This is a genomic window from uncultured Vibrio sp. (assembly GCF_947488985.1).
Lineage (GTDB): Bacteria > Pseudomonadota > Gammaproteobacteria > Enterobacterales > Vibrionaceae > Vibrio.
Genome location: NZ_CANLBV010000001.1, coordinates 73,252 through 90,755 on the forward strand (window position 1 = coordinate 73,252; position 17,504 = coordinate 90,755).

The 17,504-nt window shown below is 46.8% G+C and carries 18 protein-coding genes and 1 other RNA gene; 4 read left to right on the forward strand and 15 right to left on the reverse strand.

The features are described from left to right. Positions 1-40 precede the first annotated feature (40 nt). The 8 genes from mraY to rsmI form a co-directional block, all read right to left on the reverse strand. Complete coding sequence (gene mraY / locus Q1A70_RS00280) at positions 41-1,123, reverse strand: phospho-N-acetylmuramoyl-pentapeptide-transferase (protein ID WP_299685351.1); 1,083 nt, start codon at positions 1,121-1,123, stop codon at positions 41-43. Beyond that, on the reverse strand, positions 1,120-2,493 hold the full coding sequence (murF, locus tag Q1A70_RS00285; protein WP_299685348.1) for a UDP-N-acetylmuramoyl-tripeptide--D-alanyl-D-alanine ligase: 1,374 nt from the start codon (positions 2,491-2,493) through the stop codon (positions 1,120-1,122). The genes mraY and murF overlap by 4 nt, the downstream gene beginning before the upstream one ends. Further along, positions 2,490-3,977: a UDP-N-acetylmuramoyl-L-alanyl-D-glutamate--2,6-diaminopimelate ligase gene (murE, locus tag Q1A70_RS00290; RefSeq protein WP_299685345.1), complete on the reverse strand. Its 1,488-nt coding sequence runs from the start codon at positions 3,975-3,977 to the stop codon at positions 2,490-2,492. Before murE ends, murF begins: the two co-directional genes overlap by 4 nt. A gap of 18 nt (positions 3,978-3,995) precedes the next feature. Then, the gene (locus Q1A70_RS00295) at positions 3,996-5,756 is read right to left on the reverse strand and encodes a penicillin-binding transpeptidase domain-containing protein (protein ID WP_299685342.1); all 1,761 of its coding nucleotides are present in this window, start codon (positions 5,754-5,756) and stop codon (positions 3,996-3,998) included. Further along, complete coding sequence (gene ftsL, locus Q1A70_RS00300; protein ID WP_299685339.1) at positions 5,753-6,070, reverse strand: cell division protein FtsL; 318 nt, start codon at positions 6,068-6,070, stop codon at positions 5,753-5,755. The genes Q1A70_RS00295 and ftsL overlap by 4 nt, the downstream gene beginning before the upstream one ends. 3 nt (positions 6,071-6,073) lie before the next feature. Continuing rightward, positions 6,074-7,024, reverse strand: a complete 951-nt coding sequence (gene rsmH / locus Q1A70_RS00305) for a 16S rRNA (cytosine(1402)-N(4))-methyltransferase RsmH (RefSeq protein WP_299685336.1) — start codon at positions 7,022-7,024, stop codon at positions 6,074-6,076. Between the two features lie 229 nt (positions 7,025-7,253). Then, positions 7,254-7,693, reverse strand: an RNA gene (rnpB, locus tag Q1A70_RS00310) — RNase P RNA component class A. Positions 7,694-7,904: 211 nt separating this feature from the next. Next, entirely contained in the window at positions 7,905-8,771 is an 867-nt protein-coding gene (gene rsmI, locus Q1A70_RS00315) for a 16S rRNA (cytidine(1402)-2'-O)-methyltransferase (RefSeq protein WP_299685333.1), read from the reverse strand. Between the two features lie 61 nt (positions 8,772-8,832). On the opposite strand from rsmI, the gene Q1A70_RS00320 reads away from it, so the two are divergent. From Q1A70_RS00320 to Q1A70_RS00335, 4 genes are read left to right on the forward strand one after another with little or no spacing between them, the layout of a single operon-like run. Further along, positions 8,833-10,644 (forward strand): penicillin-binding protein activator, encoded by a 1,812-nt coding sequence (locus Q1A70_RS00320; RefSeq protein WP_299685330.1) that lies wholly within the window; start codon positions 8,833-8,835, stop codon positions 10,642-10,644. Further along, positions 10,631-11,029, forward strand: coding sequence for a YraN family protein (locus Q1A70_RS00325; protein WP_299685505.1), 399 nt, complete (start codon positions 10,631-10,633; stop codon positions 11,027-11,029). Before Q1A70_RS00320 ends, Q1A70_RS00325 begins: the two co-directional genes overlap by 14 nt. Positions 11,030-11,031: 2 nt before the next feature. Then, on the forward strand, positions 11,032-11,622 hold the full coding sequence (locus tag Q1A70_RS00330; RefSeq protein ID WP_004729817.1) for a phosphoheptose isomerase: 591 nt from the start codon (positions 11,032-11,034) through the stop codon (positions 11,620-11,622). Positions 11,623-11,638: 16 nt separating this feature from the next. Further along, positions 11,639-12,259, forward strand: a complete 621-nt coding sequence (locus Q1A70_RS00335) for a BON domain-containing protein (RefSeq protein ID WP_299685323.1) — start codon at positions 11,639-11,641, stop codon at positions 12,257-12,259. Positions 12,260-12,377: 118 nt separating this feature from the next. Here Q1A70_RS00335 and sspB read toward each other — a convergent pair whose 3' ends face one another. The 7 genes from sspB to rplM form a co-directional block, all read right to left on the reverse strand. Further along, positions 12,378-12,872 carry a ClpXP protease specificity-enhancing factor gene (gene sspB / locus Q1A70_RS00340; RefSeq protein ID WP_299685320.1) on the reverse strand — a complete coding sequence of 165 codons (495 nt, stop codon included), beginning with the start codon at positions 12,870-12,872 and terminating at the stop codon, positions 12,378-12,380. Between the two features lie 5 nt (positions 12,873-12,877). Beyond that, positions 12,878-13,513 carry a stringent starvation protein SspA gene (gene sspA, locus Q1A70_RS00345; RefSeq protein ID WP_299685317.1) on the reverse strand — a complete coding sequence of 212 codons (636 nt, stop codon included), beginning with the start codon at positions 13,511-13,513 and terminating at the stop codon, positions 12,878-12,880. Between the two features lie 98 nt (positions 13,514-13,611). Beyond that, the gene (locus Q1A70_RS00350) at positions 13,612-14,349 is read right to left on the reverse strand and encodes a cytochrome c1 (RefSeq protein ID WP_299685314.1); all 738 of its coding nucleotides are present in this window, start codon (positions 14,347-14,349) and stop codon (positions 13,612-13,614) included. Then, positions 14,346-15,611: a cytochrome bc complex cytochrome b subunit gene (locus Q1A70_RS00355; RefSeq protein WP_299685311.1), complete on the reverse strand. Its 1,266-nt coding sequence runs from the start codon at positions 15,609-15,611 to the stop codon at positions 14,346-14,348. Before Q1A70_RS00355 ends, Q1A70_RS00350 begins: the two co-directional genes overlap by 4 nt. After that, positions 15,611-16,201 (reverse strand): ubiquinol-cytochrome c reductase iron-sulfur subunit, encoded by a 591-nt coding sequence (gene petA, locus Q1A70_RS00360; protein WP_004740757.1) that lies wholly within the window; start codon positions 16,199-16,201, stop codon positions 15,611-15,613. Before petA ends, Q1A70_RS00355 begins: the two co-directional genes overlap by 1 nt. Before the next feature lie 328 nt (positions 16,202-16,529). Then, entirely contained in the window at positions 16,530-16,922 is a 393-nt protein-coding gene (rpsI, locus tag Q1A70_RS00365; protein ID WP_004740758.1) for a 30S ribosomal protein S9, read from the reverse strand. A gap of 13 nt (positions 16,923-16,935) precedes the next feature. After that, positions 16,936-17,364, reverse strand: coding sequence for a 50S ribosomal protein L13 (gene rplM / locus Q1A70_RS00370; protein WP_010434689.1), 429 nt, complete (start codon positions 17,362-17,364; stop codon positions 16,936-16,938). Positions 17,365-17,504: the final 140 nt, after the last annotated feature.

The following is a 17,504-nucleotide window of genomic DNA, read 5'->3' on the forward strand; positions in this document are numbered from 1 at the left end:
ATTGTTTTAACGAGCCTCTAATTAAGAGGCTCGAATAGGATTAACGAACTTTCAGTGTCGCTAGACCAATCAGTACCAGTACCATTGAGATGATCCAAAAACGCACGATAACGCGCGGCTCCGGCCAGCCTTTCAGTTCATAGTGGTGATGAATCGGTGCCATGCGGAAAATACGCTGACCACGCAACTTGTATGAACCAACCTGCAAGATCACGGATAAGGTCTCCATTACAAACACGCCGCCCATAATCACCAGCACCAACTCTTGGCGAACTAATACCGCAATCACACCCAGTGCGCCACCCAGTGCAAGAGAGCCCACATCGCCCATAAAAACTTGTGCTGGGTAAGTGTTGAACCACAAGAAGCCCAGTCCTGCACCCACAATCGCAGTACATACCACAACCAGTTCAGAGGTATATGGAATGTATGGAATGTGCAGGTACTCTGCAAAATTAACGTTGCCGGTCGCCCATGCAATCACCGCGAAGCCAGCCGCGACCATCACCGTTGGCATAATCGCCAAGCCATCGAGACCGTCGGTTAGGTTGACCGCATTACTGGTCCCCACAATAACAAAGTAGGTCAGTACAATGTATAGCAAGCCGAGTTGTGGCATCACATCTTTAAAAAACGGAACCACCAGTTGTGTTGCAGCGGTATCTTGACCGTGAGCATAAAGAGCAAACGCCACAACCAGTGCAATCGCTGATTGCCAAAAATACTTCCAACGAGCGATTAAGCCATCGGTGTTCTTACGAACCACTTTACGGTAGTCATCTACAAAACCCACCGCACCGTAACCGCCAAGGACAACCAATACCGCCCAAACATAAGGATTTGACAGGTCTGCCCACATCAATACCGTAATAATGATCGCAGCGAGGATCATCACACCACCCATGGTCGGTGTACCACGCTTACTGAAATGAGATTCAGGGCCGTCATTACGAACCACTTGACCAATCTGTAGCATTTGCAGACGCGCGATTAAGCGAGGTCCCATCCACAGCGACAAACATAACGCAGTCAATATGCTCGAGATTGCTCGAAAAGATAGGTATTCGAACAAACGGAAAAAAGAAAAGTATGGCTGTAGTAGCTCTGCAAGCCAAATTATCATGAAAAGTTCTCCTTTAAAGCAGCGGCTATTTTACTCATTCCTGCACTATTTGCGCCTTTTACCAACAAGGTATGTGACGCGTTGTCTGGCAAGCATAAGTGCTGCTCTATGTGCGCGATCATCGCTTGATGCGTTGCAAAGTGAGTGCCGTTACAGATCTCACTAATCACCTTGGTATCATCACCATAAGTGAGTACATGCTCAAAAGCGAATGGGGCAGCATATTCACCGACTTGACGGTGAAGTGCAAGGCTTTCGTCACCTAATTCGGCCATATTGCCCAAAATCAGCCAACGTTGCCCCTTGAAGCTAGAAAGCAGTTTCGCTGCCGCCTTCATTGCCGGTACGCTGGCATTATAACTGTCATCGATCAACTTGATATTGTCAGTTAATTGTTGAACCTCTACTCGGCCTTTAACTGAGATAAGATTCGCCAAACCGCTTTTAATTTCTTCAAGCGTGGCACCAAATTGAGCACTCAACGCGGCTGCTGCCAACGCATTGGCCACGTTATGCTGGCCAATAATACCAAGTTCAACAGCCGCTGTACCTTGTGGCGTTTGCATATCAAAGCAGGCTTCGCCTTGATCGTTGATTTCGATATTTTCAGCAAAATAATCGGCTTCACAGCTACTTTCAGAAAATGTCAGTACGGTTTTATCTGCGAGCACTTGATTCCAAAAGTCACCACCATGGCTATCTAAATTAACAATAGCAGTCTCACCAGCGGCTAACCCCTGAAAGATTTCACCTTTCGCTTGCTTCACACCATCAATCGAGCCGAAGCCTTCGAGATGTGCCGCTGCGATATTATTGACCAGTGCCACCTGAGGTTTTACCAGCTGAGTGGTATAGGCAATTTCCCCAATATGATTGGCGCCCAATTCGATCACGGCATAATCGTCACTGGGTTCACTGCGTAGCAAGGTCAGCGGTACCCCAATCTCATTATTGAAGTTGCCTGCTGTAAACAGCACCTTGCCGCGTTGCTGTAAGATACTTGCCACCATCTCTTTGACGGTTGTTTTACCGCAACTGCCTGTAATCGCCATTGTAGGTACGTGACATTGCTCATGGATCCAAGCACTGAGCTGACCTAATGCAAGTTTAGTATCTTCAACAACAACTTGAGTAATATTGAGGTCAAGTTTTCGTTCGACCAATAACGCACTCGCATTGGCTTCAGCCGCTTGCAGACAAAAGTCGTGCGCATCGAAACGTTCACCAACCAACGCAACAAACAGCGCACCTTGTTCCACGGTACGCGTGTCTGTCGAAATGGCATCAATCACGCTATTACTGGACTTGCCAGCCACAACCAGTTCACCGCTAACCGCAGTACAAATCTGTTCAAGTGATACATTGATCATGTTGAAATACCTAAAAGTTGTCGCGCAGACTCTCTGTCTGAATAGTGAATCGTTTTATCTTTCAATACTTGATAATCCTCATGCCCCTTACCTGCCACGAGAATAATGTCATTGCTGCTAGCTTGCTCAAGTGCGAACTTCACCGCTTGATAGCGATCATGTTCGACAAATGCCGATTCAGGTTTGCGTAAGCCAGCAAGCATGTCTTTAATAATCAGCGCCGGATCTTCGCTGCGAGGGTTGTCATCTGAAAGAATGATGTTATCGGCAAACTGCTCAGCGGTTGCTGCCATTATCGGACGCTTACCAGTATCACGATCCCCGCCACAGCCAAAAATAGCCCACAGCTTTCCAGAGCAATGCACACGTAACGCCGCCAATGCTTTCTCTAACGCGTCTGGCGTATGCGCATAATCGACCACTACTTTAGCTTTGCTCGGCACTTGAAATAGCTCCATACGCCCAATAACAGGCTCAAGCTGAGGCGCTGTATCGACTAAGGTTTGTTTGTCGATGCCTAATGACAGCAGAGTCGCGAAAGCAACCAACACATTTGATGCGTTGAACTGACCAATTAAAGGAACCGAAAGCTGACCTTGCCCCCAGCTACCATCAAAATTGAGTTTGATGCCTGTCTCTGCATAAGCGACATCAGATGCCCACACCGACTGTTGGTAACCAGACAACGGAAGCAATGAAACGGCTATCGCATTGGACAAATCTGACATCCACGCTTTGCCGACCTCATCATCCACATTAATTACTGCATGCTTGCATTTGTGCTCAGTAAACAGGCTTTTCTTAGCCAATCCGTATTCTTGCATCGTGCCATGATAATCAAGGTGATCACGGCTCAGGTTAGTGAATACACCAACCTCAAAATCTAATGCTTTTACTCGGCCTTGAACCAAACCATGAGAAGAGATTTCCATCGCAGTATAAACGGCTTTTTCTTCAGCCAACTCACTCAGCGTGCGCTGTATTTCAATCGCGTTGCCTGTGGTATTGGCCGCTGTTTTTAGATTATCTAAGAAGCCATTACCTGTAGTGCCCATTACCGCAGAGCGTTGACCGACTAAACCTAGCCACTGAACAATCAATTGGGTGATGGTGGTTTTGCCATTGGTGCCAGTAATACCAATCAGCTTGGTCGCTTGAGATGAGTAAACACGGCCCGCCAATTCCGACAGCACGTGACTAAGATCGGCGACGTAAACCACCGCTACCGTGTTGAGCCACTCAACCAAGCCATGCGGTTTGTCAGCGTCAGCTTGTGCAATGACGGCGTGAGCGCCTTTAGCAATCGCTTTATCAATGAAACGGCGGCCATCCACAGCATGCCCAACAACGGCAACAAAGATATCGCCCTTATTGATGGCTCGGCTGTCCAATTCCAAATGCTTGACAGTAATCGACTCCAGCTCTGGCGAACTAAAGTCTCCCCAAGGTGAAAGTAACGATGACAGCGTAAGGCTATTACTCATATTGAATCCTGATTGGCTCTATTCTTGAAACTTGTTTTCATCGGCAGGCACATTCAGTATTTGCAGTGCCCCCTTCATGATCTCTGAAAAAACAGGAGCAGCGACTGAGCCGCCATAGTAAAGATCGCCTTGAGGTTCATTAACCACAACCACCAGCGCGACTCTCGGGTCGCTCACTGGAGCAAAGCCTGAGGTGATCGCAATGTATTGATCACTATAGCCCCCCGCCTCGGCTTTACGAGAAGTACCTGTTTTCGCCGCAACTCGGTAACCCGGCACCGCCGCCCTGGTTGCCGTACCGCCTTTTTGGGTTACCCCTTCCAGCATTTGCAGTACCAGCTCTGCGTTCTCACGCTTGATTATCTGTTTTGAGAAATCCTGATCATTGCTCTTGATAAGATGAATCGGCTCATATAAGCCTTTATTGGCAAGGGTCGCATAAGCATGCGCCAACTGGATCGGTGTCACTGACAGACCATAACCAAAGGATAAGGTGGCAATTTCAAACTTGGACCAGCGTCGACGGTTCGGGAAGATACCTGTGGTTTCCCCCACCAGATTTAGCCCCGACATTTCACCTAGCCCAACCGAACTGTATAACCCAAGCAGGGCTTCAAGTGGCATATCAAGCGCCAGCTTCGCCACACCAATGTTACTCGACTTCTTCAAAATCGTGGCTAAATCCGCTTTCCCCACTTTCGATGTGTCTCGTACACGACTGCCTCCAATCTGCATGATGCCGTTACCGGTATTGACCACGGTGTTAGGATCGGCGATGCCATTTTCTAGCGCCGCCAAAACCACAAAAGGTTTCACGGTCGAGCCGGGCTCCATTGCATCAGTGAGCACGCGGTTACGCATCTTAAAGCTCTGCAAATCAGCACGATTGTTAGGGTTGTATGAAGGAGCATTAACCATCGCGAGCACGGCACCCGTTTTAACATCCAATAAAACGGCGGAGCCAGAGGTCGCTTTATGATCCGCAACCGCCTGCTTGATCGCTCGATACGCAATCGCTTGTAAGCGTTGATCAATCGTCAGCTCTAAGGGTTTGCCCTGTTCACGCTCTTCTAGAGCAATATTTTCGACCACACGTCCATAGCGGTCTTTGCGTATCGTGCGCTTACCCGCCTCACCCGTGAGCCATTTGTCATAGCTACGTTCAACGCCTTCAAGACCATGACCATCAATCCCCGTGACTCCAATAAGGTGAGCACTGATTTCACCCGCTGGGTAATAACGACGAGACTCGGCTTTAAGGCCAATACCGACTAAGTTTAAGTCACGGATATACTTAGCCATCGCCGGGCTAACTTGCCTTTGCAGGTAAATAAATCGGCGAGATTTGTTACTCGATATTTTGTCGATCATCGATTGTCGATCTAGGCCCAGTACATCGGCTAACGCATGCCAACGATCAATTTGGGCTAAGCCATTTTTATCGAAAATCGTTTTTGGATCGGCCCATACCGCTTCAACGGGGACGCTGACAGCAAGCGGTTCGCCATTGCGGTCTGAGATAATCCCCCGCGCAGAAGGGATCGCCTTAACGCGCACCGAGCGAAGGTCGCCCTGACGAATTAAGTTATCGGGTTCAATGATTTGAATGTAAGCGACACGGCCAACCAGTGCCGCAAAGGCAAGAAATACAAAAGCAATAATGACGTTGAAACGCCACTTTATCAGAATCGGACCTAAATCCTTGTTGTCGTTCTTCACTCGCTCTTTCGTTGATTGGTTAACGGTTTTTGCGGGTGCGTTTTCCTTTTTACCGGTCATTTCAGTGTGATCACAACTTCTTTGTCAGAGTCTGGACGTTTCATCTCGAGATCTCTTACTGCTGAAGCTTGAACGCGGCTGTGTTCAGCCAGTGCCGTCTCTTCAAGCATTAAATTTCGCCACTCTTCATCCAGCTGTTCTCGCGCCACCAAAGCCATGTCTTTTTGCATGATCGCCTGACGTGACATATGTGTGGTAAGAACGACCCCCATGGCACTCGCAAAGATACAAATAAGCAACGCCAATGGAACCTTGCCCACGGAGATCAAATCGAAAAATATTATCTTGGCTAAATTGGGCTTGGAGGTCTTCATCGACTAGAGCTTTTCTGCGATGCGTAGTACAGAGCTGCGTGAGCGAGTATTCTCATCCACTTCATTTTTCGATGGTTTGATCGCTTTACCAACCGGCTTCAGATCCGCACTGCCTAGTGCTTTGATCTGCTCTTCAGTGAGAGGTAAACCATGAGGGACTTGAGGGCCTTGGCTCTCTTTACGGATGAAGCGCTTCACCATACGGTCTTCAAGCGAGTGGAAGCTGATCACAGACAAACGGCCTTCTGGAGCCAGAATGCTCGCAGCGCCTTTAAGTGCGGTATCAATCTCTTCAAGCTCACTGTTGATGTAGATGCGGAAAGCTTGGAAAGCACGAGTCGCTGGGTGCTTTTTCTCTTTGAAGCTTTTAGGTGCTACATCCGAGATAAGCTTAGCCAACTGACCGGTACGTGTTAGCGGTTCGTTCTCTTCATTCTCTTGGTAGGCAATGATGCCTTTTGCGATACGGCGAGCGTGTTTATCTTCACCGAACTCACGAATAACCCAAGTGATATCATCAAGGTCGGCTTGAGCTAACCACTGAGAAACTGGAATGCCAGACGTCGGGTCCATGCGCATATCAAGCGGGCCGTCTTTCATAAAGCTAAAGCCACGCTCAGCGTCATCCAACTGTGGTGAAGACACTCCGAGATCCAGTAAAACACCATCCACTTGACCAACTAAGTCGTAACGCTCGGCATATTCCGCCATGCCAGAGAATGGACCGTGAATAATAGTAAAACGCGGATCATCAATCTTTTGTGCTTCAGCAATCGCTTGTGGATCGCGATCGATACTAAAAAGTCGTCCATTCTCGCCCAGTTTAGACAGGATTGTACGGCTATGACCACCACGGCCAAAAGTACCATCAATGTAGGTACCATCAGGTTTGATCGCAAGTCCGTCAATAGATTCGTTAAGCAATACTGAAATATGTTTGAATGCTTCTGTCATAGTCTTCTCAGTGAGTGGATTTAGCCGTTAGTTAGGCAATAATTTATTCTGTTAACGTTTTAGTGTACTGATTTCACGCTGTATCTCCACCATATTGTGGACAAGCTTTGCCAATTTGTTGCTCTAAGCTTATATCAAGATGGAAGATTCTAAGGAAATCGAAATCATTTACGTCAATATAAAGCAAAAAACCCATCACTACCGTTAGGTAATGATGGGTTCTTTTAATGGGTGGAGTTGACACATACGCCGGGTTCTGTTCCGCTTGCGCGGCGGTAACCATTCGTCTAGGCCTGCAATCGCTCACAGGCTCAAGCAATCTACCCGCCCCCATACGCGAGCAACGCAATGTGAGGGCCTATTTGATCTTGCTCCGGGTGGAGTTTACCTTGCTACGAACTGTTGCCAGTCGCACGGTGCGCTCTTACCGCACCCTTTCAGCCTTACCTGTGCCTCTTCCGAAGAAATGAGGCCATCGGCGGTCTTCTCTCTGCTGCACTTGTCGTGGGCTCGCGCCCCCCAGACGTTATCTGGCACCCTGCTCTATGGAGCCCGGACGTTCCTCCCCTCTACCAGTCTCCCGAAGGACTTCAACGTCAGTTTCCCGAAGGACCTCAACGTCAGTCTCCCGAAGGACATCAGCAAAGCAGCGATTACCCGTTCAACTCCGAGGGCGAATTGTATAGAGATTAGAGGGCAGTGTCTAGCGAGATCACAAATATGCTGCAAACCTCTAAGCAACTGCGGAAACTTTACACAATTAAGACAAAAAAAGAGGAATGACGGTAACACCATCACTCCTCACAAGCTTTGAAATAGCGCTCTGGCAACTTATACACTGAGCAGCGATTTATCTATTTCGCTATTTAGTTATTCAGCGTTAACCATCTAGGTGCTCTAGGCCCCATTTGTATAATGCGTTCTTTTTCAGATTGTAGATTTCTGCCGTCATCGCCGCTGCTTTTTTAAGGGGCAGCTCTTTGGTTAGAATACCTAGCGTGCGAGTCGCCTCGTCTGGCAGCTCGGTGCTCGCTTCTTCACGGTGACCGTGGATCAGCAATACCATTTCACCGCGTTTACGGTTCGAATCTTCTTCAATCCACTCTATCAGCTCACCAAGTGGCAGCCCTTGTATAGTTTCGAAGGTTTTGGTTAGCTCACGCGCCAATACAACTTCACGCTCTGGGCCAAGAATCTCAAGCATATCTTGTAGAGAGTCAGAGATACGGTGCGGTGATTCATAAAAGATGCAGGTGCGCTCGGCTTTTGCGATCTCTAAGAACTTATCTTTACGACCTTTGCTTTTCGGTGGTAAGAAACCTTCAAAACTGAAGCGGTCAGACGGCAAACCAGACGCGCTCAGTGCAGTGATCACCGCACATGCACCAGGAAGTGGCACAACTCTCACACCGGCTTGACGACATTGTGAGACAAGATGGTAACCTGGATCACTGATTAAAGGGGTACCCGCATCAGAGACTAATGCGATAGACTGGCCTTCTAATAACCTTTCAACTAGAACTTGCGCTTTCGTTTGTTCATTATGATCATGTAAAGCGAACGTTCTGGTTGCTATATTGAAGTGAGCAAGCAGCTTACCCGTGTGGCGTGTGTCTTCGGCTGCAATAACATCGACACTTGATAAGATTTCAATTGCTCTTTGAGTGATATCTCCCAAATTTCCGATTGGGGTGGGCACAATATAGAGAGTTGGGCTCTCTGTGAGCAAGGTTTTGTTATCTGTCATTTGTTTACCATCACTTCAACGATTAATATAGATACAAATTGATACGGAATTTAAAGAACTCATGGCAACGATGAACCATAAGAGACTCAGTGTACCACGCTTACTCACTCCAATTGCATTAGCAATTACATTGGCGGCTTGTTCTTCAAGTCCTCAAGCACCTACGCGTGTTGATATTACACTCGATCCAGCGCAATCAACGGAAAGTTACATGATGCAAGCGGACAGTAGCACTGGCAGTCTGCAAAACGATTGGTTAATCATGGCGCTCAAGGCTTCAGTACAAGCTGGTAAAACCGATCAAGCCACTGCGCTTATCAAACGCATCGCAAAGCAAGAGCTGAGTGAAGTTCAACAAGCAGAGTGGCAATTAGCTCGCGCACAGCTGCTACTTAATAACGCGCAGCCACAGCAAGCCGACAACCAGCTCAACTTCCAGCCTTGGTGGAAACTGCCAGATGAGCAGTGGAAAGATTACCACGAACTGCGTGCTAACAGTTCAGAGATGCAAGGCAAGTACTTCGAAGCGAGCCGTGAGTTAGTCCTTTATTCCGAGTATCCAGGCGACGCCAACCCGCAGCAAATCGCCGACCGTATTTGGCAAAACCTAAACAGCTACTCTCAATATGAGATTCTAGAACTGAAGACTTCTCCGACAGAAGACACTCTAGCCGGTTGGTTGCAGCTGACGATTTACATGAAGGCGCTCAATGGCAACCTGCCAGACCTACAGAAAACATTGTCTGATTGGTTGGCAGAGAACCCTCGTCATCCAGCCGCAACCTATACACCGCAAGCGATCACCGATATCTTAGCGCTAGAAATCAGCAAACCAACCAGCACGGCACTGCTGCTACCATTAACGGGGAAGTACGGCAAACAAGCACAACTGGTACGTGATGGTTTCATTTTTGCGATGATGAATGACAAAGATCGCGAAGAAGATGCCACGCTAACCGTGATGGACACCAACATTCAAAGCGCAACAGAAATTAAAGCAACTCTGGAAGAGAACAAGGTTGATTTCATCGTTGGCCCATTGATTAAGAGCAACATCACTAAGCTTCAACAAGCGCAGAAAAACCACGAAAATTCGATCCCAGCGTTAGCTTTAAACATCCCAACGCAACTAGAGCCTGATACCAATATTTGTTATCTCACCCTATCGCCAGAACAAGAAGTCGCTCAAGCCGCGAAGCACCTTTTCGCTCAAGGCTATAAATACCCGCTGGTTCTTGCGCCAAAAGGCCGCCTAGGTGACCGAGTTGAGCAAGCATTTAAAGAAGAGTGGGGAAAATACAGCAACAATGATGTCGCGATCAGCTTTTTCTCAGACAAGCGCCAACTGCAGCGTAATGTAAACCAAGTATTTGGCTTGCAAGAGAGTCAGCAACGGATTGCTCAAATGGATGGGTTACTCGATCTCGACCTAGAAACCGAGCCGCGCAGCCGTCGTGATATCGATTCCGTCTATATCGTTGCGAAAAACTCGGAGCTCACGCTGATCAAACCTTTTATCGAGGTGGCGATTAACCCGGACGCGAGCCAACCTGCACTGTTCTCAAACTCACGCAGCAATAGTGGTGACAAGCAGTACGAAGACCTGACGGGAGTATTCTACAGCGATATTCCACTACTGGTTGAAAGCAAGAATAAGTTAAACAGCCAGCTTAATACCCTATGGCCATCCAATTCAAACGGTCAAAAACGCCTCCAAGCATTAGGGATGGATGCCTACTACCTTATGGATGCACTGCCACAGATGAAAGCAGTCCAAGGTTACAGCATTCCAGGAAAAACCGGCGTATTGACCATTGATAACAACTGTATAGTACAGCGTGAAATCAGCTGGGCAGAGCATGGGACTTTTTAGTCGTCAGTTTCTATCAAAAACCATTGTCACCCATAAACAGGTAGGTGATAAATATGAAACCGTGGCCAAAGCCTATCTAACTCGCCGTGGTTTATCGTTAATTGAGCAAAACTTCATAGCAAAATGTGGCGAAATTGATCTTATAATGCGCCATAACAATACGGTTGTGTTTGCTGAGGTAAAATACCGCAAGCAAACCCGCTACGGACATGCCGCAGAGATGGTGACAGCAAAGAAAGCACAAAAGCTGCTCAAAACGGCCAATGTGTGGCTGATGCAGCAAGGCTTGTCGGTGCACTCTACAGATTTCAGGTTTGATATCGTTGCCATTGAAGGGCCGAATGACAATATCAACTGGATTCAAAACGCAATTACCCAAGGATAAACATGCTAGACAGCATTAAAGAAAGTTTTACAGAAAGTATTCAAATCCAAATTGCAGCTGCAGAAGCACTGCCAGACGCGATCACGCACGCCGCTCAAGCCATGGTTGCGACCTTACTCAACGGTAACAAAATCCTTTGTTGTGGTAATGGAGGCTCGGCATCGAACGCCCAGCAATTTGTGTCGTGCCTACTCAACCGTTTTGAAACTGAGCGCCCTAGCCTGCCCGCCATGGCACTCACGGCAGATAACACCACGCTAACGGCGGTCGCAAACGACTATCATTATGAAGAGATCTTCTCTAAACAGGTACGCGCATTTGGCCAAACCGGTGATATTTTGTTGGCGATCTCGACCAGCGGTAACAGCAAAAACATTATCAAAGCTATGGAAGCGGCGGTAACACGTGACATGACCATCATCGCCTTTACCGGTAAAGATGGCGGTGAAATGGCAGGTCTACTTGGTGAGCATGATGTGGAAATTCGCATTCCCTCACACCGTACCGCACGCATTCATGAAGTCCACATGGTGACACTGCACTGCTTATGTGATCTTATTGACCAAGTACTCTTCCCAGCTCACGAAGAGTAATAGCAGGAGCATCGCAATGAAAACATTAATCTCAATGAGGCTGTTTAAGCTGATCAGCGTTTCACTACTGACACTGTCCCTATCTGGTTGTGCTGGAATTTTCATTGCAGGTGCAGCAACCACAGCAAACTTCGTTACTGATACTCGAACAACCAAAGAGATTTGGAACGACAACAACATCGAATTTGAAGTCGCAGCGATCACTAATAAACAGCCATTTCGTGGCAATGTCCGAGTCACCGCCAGCTCTTACCGAGGTTCAGTAGTATTGATGGGGCAAGCAACCACAGACTCAGAGCGCCGTGCTTTTGAAAGCCAAGCTAAAGAAGTGGCAGGCGTCAACAAGATCCACAATCAGGTGCGCGTGAAAGAGCCATTGTCGGTGAGCGCGATCAGTAAAGACAGCTGGATTACCACTAAGGTGAAGTCGGCTCTACTTGCTAACTCAGATCTTAACGGTATGGAAGTCAAAGTCATTACTGAGGATTCAGAAGTGTTTCTGCTAGGATTGGTTACTCGTGAGCACGCAGATATCGCGACAGAAGTGGCACGTAACATCTCAGGTGTGAAACAGGTCATTCGAGCGTTTGAATATGGCGAAGCAGAAAAAGTAGAAACGGCTGCTGACGAATCATAAGCGTATAGATTTGAACACTAGACTATAGGTTTGAACGCTAGAGTATAAGTTTGAACGCTAGACTGTTAAGTTGAAAAGAAAAAGCAGCGACGAGTCGCTGCTTTTTTTATTTAAATCGTTATTTGATAACACGAAGGCTTGGGCGACCTTTCGCTGGACGAGGTGGCTCAGGATCTGAGTCAGGCTCTTCCGCATCTACGTCTGCCGTTGCTACGCTCAAAGATGGCACTTTTTCGGCTTGTTCGAAAGGACCTTCTTCAATTCCCTCTTCAAACGCTTCCATGTAAGCCTCTTCAGGTTCAAACATGGTCCCAGCACCATTTTCACGAGCATAAATCGCTTGTACCGCGTATAGAGGAACGATCACTGAATGTGGTCGACCACTAAAGCGAGCGCTAAACGTCACCGCTTCGTTACCCAGTTCAAGTTGTCCAACGGCACGAGGCGCAATGTTCAGAATGATTTGACCATCTTGGATAAACTCTTCTGGCACTCGCACACCCGGTAATGTTGCTTCAACAACAAGGTGTGGCGTCAATTCGTTATCAACCAGCCATTCATAAAATGCACGCAGCATATATGGACGGCGTGGTGTCATATTTGAAATATCCATAACGCTTAGCGAACGAGTCGCATCTCACGCTCAGCCTCAGTAAGAGAAGCTAAGAATGAATCACGTTCAAATACGCGGTTCATGTAAACTTTAAGTTCTTTAGAACCAGGGCCAATCAATTCAATACCAAGCTCAGGTAAACGCCATAGTAGCGGAGCTAGGTAGCAATCAATTAAGCTAAACTCTTCGCTCATGAAGTATTCATATTCAGCGAAGATAGGAGCAAGAGTCAGTAGATCGTTGCGTAGTTTAACGCGAGCCGCTTCAGATTCTTCAGCATTGCCCTTAACAATCTTCTCTGCAACTGAATACCAGTTACGCTCAATGCGGTACATCATTAGACGGCTATTACCACGGGCAACCGGGTACACAGGCATCAATGGTGGATGAGGGAAACGCTCATCTAGGTATTCCATGATGATCTTTGAGTCGTATAGAGCAAGCTCGCGATCAATAAGGGTAGGTACTGATTTATACGGGTTCAGTTCAACAAGTTCTGCTGGTAGATTTTTTTCATCAACCAACTCAACTTCAACACTTACGCCCTTTTCAGCAAGAACAATGCGCACCTGATGGCTATACATATCAGAAGCACTTGAGAAAAGAGTCATTACAGAACGTTTATTGGCAGCTACAGCCATGGAGCCCTCCAGTACACTTTAAATAAAAACAATGGAGGCCTAAAAGCCTCCATTGAACATTAACATAATTTGGGAATTAGCACGACATTATAGCACAATCAGTGCACATCACGCCAATACTCTTTCTTAAGCAAAATCACGATGATAGTGAAGATAACCAAGAAGGCCATTACCCACCAACCCATCGCATGACGCTCTAGTTGTACAGGATCACCCGAGTAAACCAAGAAGTTCACAAGATCACGAACCGCTTCGTCGTATTCACCTGCACTTAATTCGCCAGAACCATCCGTTTCAGTGCCAACAACAACCGTCACTTCCTCGCCATCAACCATATGAGTATCGTAGATTGGTGTAGGGATACCTTGCAGCTCTTCAAGAACGTGCGGCATACCAACGCTTGGGAAAACGATGTTATTCACGCCAAATGGACGAGACGGATCTTCATAAAAAGTACGAAGGTACGTATATAGCCAATCGGCACCACGAACACGAGCAACCAATGTTAGATCTGGTGGTGGAGCGCCGAACCAACTTGCCGCTTGCTCAGAAGGCATCGCGTTAACCATCAGGTCGCCGATTTTCGCTTGAGGGTCGAAAATCAGATTTTCCTTCATCAGATCAACTGGGATCTCTAAATCATTCGCAACACGTTCATAGCGCTGGTACTGAGTTGAGTGACAAGCGAAACAGTAGTTCATGAACATCTTAGCGCCATTTTGCAATGAAGCTTTATCAGTTAAGTCATTGTTCGCTTTGTCTAATGGTACGTTTGCCCCCGCTGCCATAGCCAGTGACGGCAACATAGCAAATAAAATTACAATCCACTTTTTCATTTGAATGTCACCCTTTCTGGTAATGGTTTCGTCGCTTCATTTTTACTGTAGAACCACAGCAGAACGAAGAACATGAAATAACCTAAGCTAAAGATTTGAGCCAGTAGCGTATACGTTGGTGTTGCAGGAAGCGCACCCAGTATACCCAATGCAATAAAGCTTATTGTGAATTGGATGATGTTAATCAAATGCAGCTTGCTACGGTAACGATAAGAGCGCACTTTACAGCGGTCGAACCATGGCAGTAGGAATAGCACCACAATCGATGCACCCATTGCGACAACACCGACCAGCTTGTCAGGAACCGCACGCAGGATTGCGTAGAATGGCGTGAAGTACCAAACTGGAGCAATATGCTCAGGCGTTTTCAGTGGGTTTGCAGCTTCAAAGTTAGGCGGCTCAAGGAAATAACCACCCATCTCAGGGTTAAAAAACAGCACATAACAGAACAAGAATAGGAAACCAGCCACACCAACCATATCTTTCACCGTTCCATATGGGTGGAAAGGAATAGAGTCAATGATGTCGTATTTCTTAGTGTAATCCTTGTGGAATGGGAACTGAGTTTTGTAGTCGTCGCCCATTGTGCCTTTAGGGAGCTTAGTCTCGATACCGTCTGGGTTATTCGAGCCCACTTCGTGCAGCGCAAGTACGTGAAGTACAATAAGCAACAACAGGACGATTGGTAGAGCGATAACATGCAGTGCAAAGAAACGGTTTAGCGTAGCACCAGAGATGATGTAGTCACCACGAATCCAAAGTGTGAGGTCATCACCAATAAAGGGAATGGCACCAAACAGAGAAATGATGACTTGAGCACCCCAGTAAGACATTTGTCCCCATGGTAGTAGGTAACCCATGAAGGCTTCAGCCATAAGCACTAAGAAGATCAACATACCGAAGATCCAAAGCAACTCACGAGGCTTTTGATAAGAACCGTAGATCAGGCCACGGAACATATGCAGGTAGATAACAACAAAAAATGCTGACGCTCCCGTGGAGTGCATATAACGCAGTAGCCAACCGTATTCCACATCACGCATGATGTATTCAACAGAAGCAAATGCGCCTTCACCCGACGGTACATAGTTCATCGTTAGCCAAATACCGGTAAGAATTTGGTTAACCAGCACCAACATTGCCAAAGAACCAAAAAGATACCAAAAGTTGAAGTTCTTAGGCATTGGGTATTCCGACAAGTGCTTTTTATAAGCATTCATCGCGGGTATACGTTTCTCTACCCAATCTAGTAGTCCTTGCATTATGCATCTCCCTCGTCAATACCGATCAGGATCTTAGTGTCACTTAAATACATATGTTTTGGCACAACAAGGTTCAATGGTGCTGGTACGCCTTGGAACACTCGACCCGCCATATCAAACTTTGAACCATGACAAGGACAGAAGAAACCGGACTTAACACCCTGAACTTGTTCTGCAAAAGAATCTGGTAGGTAAGTTGGAGAACACCCTAAGTGCGTACAGAAACCTACAGCGACAAAGAACTCCGGTTTAATTGAACGGAATTCATTCTGTGCATATTCAGGTTGTTGCTCAGCTTCAGATTGAGGATCACGAAGTTGACCACCGATTGACTTAAGGTTCTCAAGTACCGATTCTGCTCGACGCACAACCCAGACAGGTTTACCTTGCCACTCGACACGAACCATTTGTCCTGGCTCTAACTTACTGACTTCCACTTCCACCGGCGCACCCGCAGCTTTCGCCTTGGCACTCGGGTTCCATGATTTTATAAAAGGCACGGCTACAGCGGCTGCTCCTAAACCACCAACAACGGCTGTTGTTGCGGTTAAGAAACGCCTGCGACCGTTATTTAAAGGCGCGTTGCTCATCCAAACATTCTCCCATTTGTTCCCTGTGGATTGACATTATTCCGATTAAAGAGCATGGCTAACAAAATATGTATCTAGTTGTATTTATTGACGGCAAATGATAAATAAAACCCTACTTTTTGACAAGATAAAGCTACTTTTTTGTAACAATCATGAGGCAAAGCGCACACTGGGTTACAAAAGCTTTCAAAATATAAGAATTTGGAAATAAAACGAGGGAGGGAAAGTGTTTAGAGGGGGTATAAAACAAAAAGCCCGGCATATAGCCGAGCTTTGAACCACAATTCCAGTAATAAAACTGGGAGCGTGTACTTTTCGTAAAGAAAAATTAACGCTTAGAGAATTGAGGTTTACGACGTGCTTTACGTAGACCAACTTTCTTACGTTCAACGCAACGAGCGTCACGAGTAACGTAGCCAGCTGCACGTAGAGCAGGACGTAGAGTTTCATCGTACTCCATAAGAGCGCGAGTGATACCGTGGCGGATTGCGCCAGCTTGACCAGAAATACCACCACCAGAAACAGTGATGTAAAGGTCAAGTTTTTCAGTTAGTTCAACTAGCTCAAGAGGTTGCTTAACAACCATACGAGAAGTTGGACGACCGAAGTAAACATCAAGGCTACGCTTGTTGATTACGATCTCACCAGAGCCTGGTTTGATGAAAACACGAGCTGCTGAGCTTTTGCGACGACCAGTGCCGTAGTATTGATTCTCTGCCATTTTCATAATCCCCTTAGATGTCTAGTACTTGTGGCTGTTGAGCAACATGGTTGTGCTCAGTACCAGCGTACACTTTAAGCTTACGGTACATCGCGCGGCCTAGAGGACCACGTGGAAGCATACCTTTAACTGCTAGTTCTAGAACCATTTCTGGTTTCTTAGCAATTAGCTTTTCAAAAGTGATAGTTTTAAGACCACCTGGGAACTCAGAGTGACGGTAGTAAACCTTACCCTTAGCTTTGTTACCAGTTACAGCAACTTTCTCAGCGTTAACAACGATGATGTAATCACCAGTGTCTACGTGAGGAGTGTATTCTGCTTTGTGCTTGCCGCGTAGGCGAGAAGCGATTTCACTTGCTAGACGGCCAAGAGTTTTGCCTTCAGCGTCTACAACGTACCAGTCGCGTTTTACAGTTTCTGGTTTAGCAACGAAAGTTTTCATGCTAATAATTACCTATTTAAAAAATTTACACTTAAGGAATACTGATGTATTCCCACTGTCTAAGAGTTACCATTCATCACCCCTTCGAGTGTTGGAAAACTCTTGGCATAACGTGATTTTACTCATCGCTAGAGGCCCGC

Bases quoted from the DNA above. Each gene is read 5' to 3' on its own strand.
- Q1A70_RS00355 (WP_299685311.1), bottom strand. From the start codon at position 15,611: ATGCAAGGACTACTAGATTGGGTAGAGAAACGTATACCCGCGATGAAT.
- Q1A70_RS00330 (WP_004729817.1), top strand. From the start codon at position 11,032: ATGCTAGACAGCATTAAAGAAAGTTTTACAGAAAGTATTCAAATCCAA.
- Q1A70_RS00295 (WP_299685342.1), bottom strand. From the start codon at position 5,756: ATGACCGGTAAAAAGGAAAACGCACCCGCAAAAACCGTTAACCAATCA.
- sspB (WP_299685320.1), bottom strand. From the start codon at position 12,872: ATGGATATTTCAAATATGACACCACGCCGTCCATATATGCTGCGTGCA.
- rplM (WP_010434689.1), bottom strand. From the start codon at position 17,364: ATGAAAACTTTCGTTGCTAAACCAGAAACTGTAAAACGCGACTGGTAC.
- rpsI (WP_004740758.1), bottom strand. From the start codon at position 16,922: ATGGCAGAGAATCAATACTACGGCACTGGTCGTCGCAAAAGCTCAGCA.
- sspA (WP_299685317.1), bottom strand. From the start codon at position 13,513: ATGGCTGTAGCTGCCAATAAACGTTCTGTAATGACTCTTTTCTCAAGT.
- Q1A70_RS00325 (WP_299685505.1), top strand. From the start codon at position 10,631: ATGGGACTTTTTAGTCGTCAGTTTCTATCAAAAACCATTGTCACCCAT.
- ftsL (WP_299685339.1), bottom strand. From the start codon at position 6,070: ATGAAGACCTCCAAGCCCAATTTAGCCAAGATAATATTTTTCGATTTG.
- rsmI (WP_299685333.1), bottom strand. From the start codon at position 8,771: ATGACAGATAACAAAACCTTGCTCACAGAGAGCCCAACTCTCTATATT.
- petA (WP_004740757.1), bottom strand. From the start codon at position 16,201: ATGAGCAACGCGCCTTTAAATAACGGTCGCAGGCGTTTCTTAACCGCA.
- murE (WP_299685345.1), bottom strand. From the start codon at position 3,977: ATGAGTAATAGCCTTACGCTGTCATCGTTACTTTCACCTTGGGGAGAC.
- Q1A70_RS00350 (WP_299685314.1), bottom strand. From the start codon at position 14,349: ATGAAAAAGTGGATTGTAATTTTATTTGCTATGTTGCCGTCACTGGCT.
- Q1A70_RS00335 (WP_299685323.1), top strand. From the start codon at position 11,639: ATGAAAACATTAATCTCAATGAGGCTGTTTAAGCTGATCAGCGTTTCA.
- rsmH (WP_299685336.1), bottom strand. From the start codon at position 7,024: ATGACAGAAGCATTCAAACATATTTCAGTATTGCTTAACGAATCTATT.
- mraY (WP_299685351.1), bottom strand. From the start codon at position 1,123: ATGATAATTTGGCTTGCAGAGCTACTACAGCCATACTTTTCTTTTTTC.
- murF (WP_299685348.1), bottom strand. From the start codon at position 2,493: ATGATCAATGTATCACTTGAACAGATTTGTACTGCGGTTAGCGGTGAA.
- Q1A70_RS00320 (WP_299685330.1), top strand. From the start codon at position 8,833: ATGGCAACGATGAACCATAAGAGACTCAGTGTACCACGCTTACTCACT.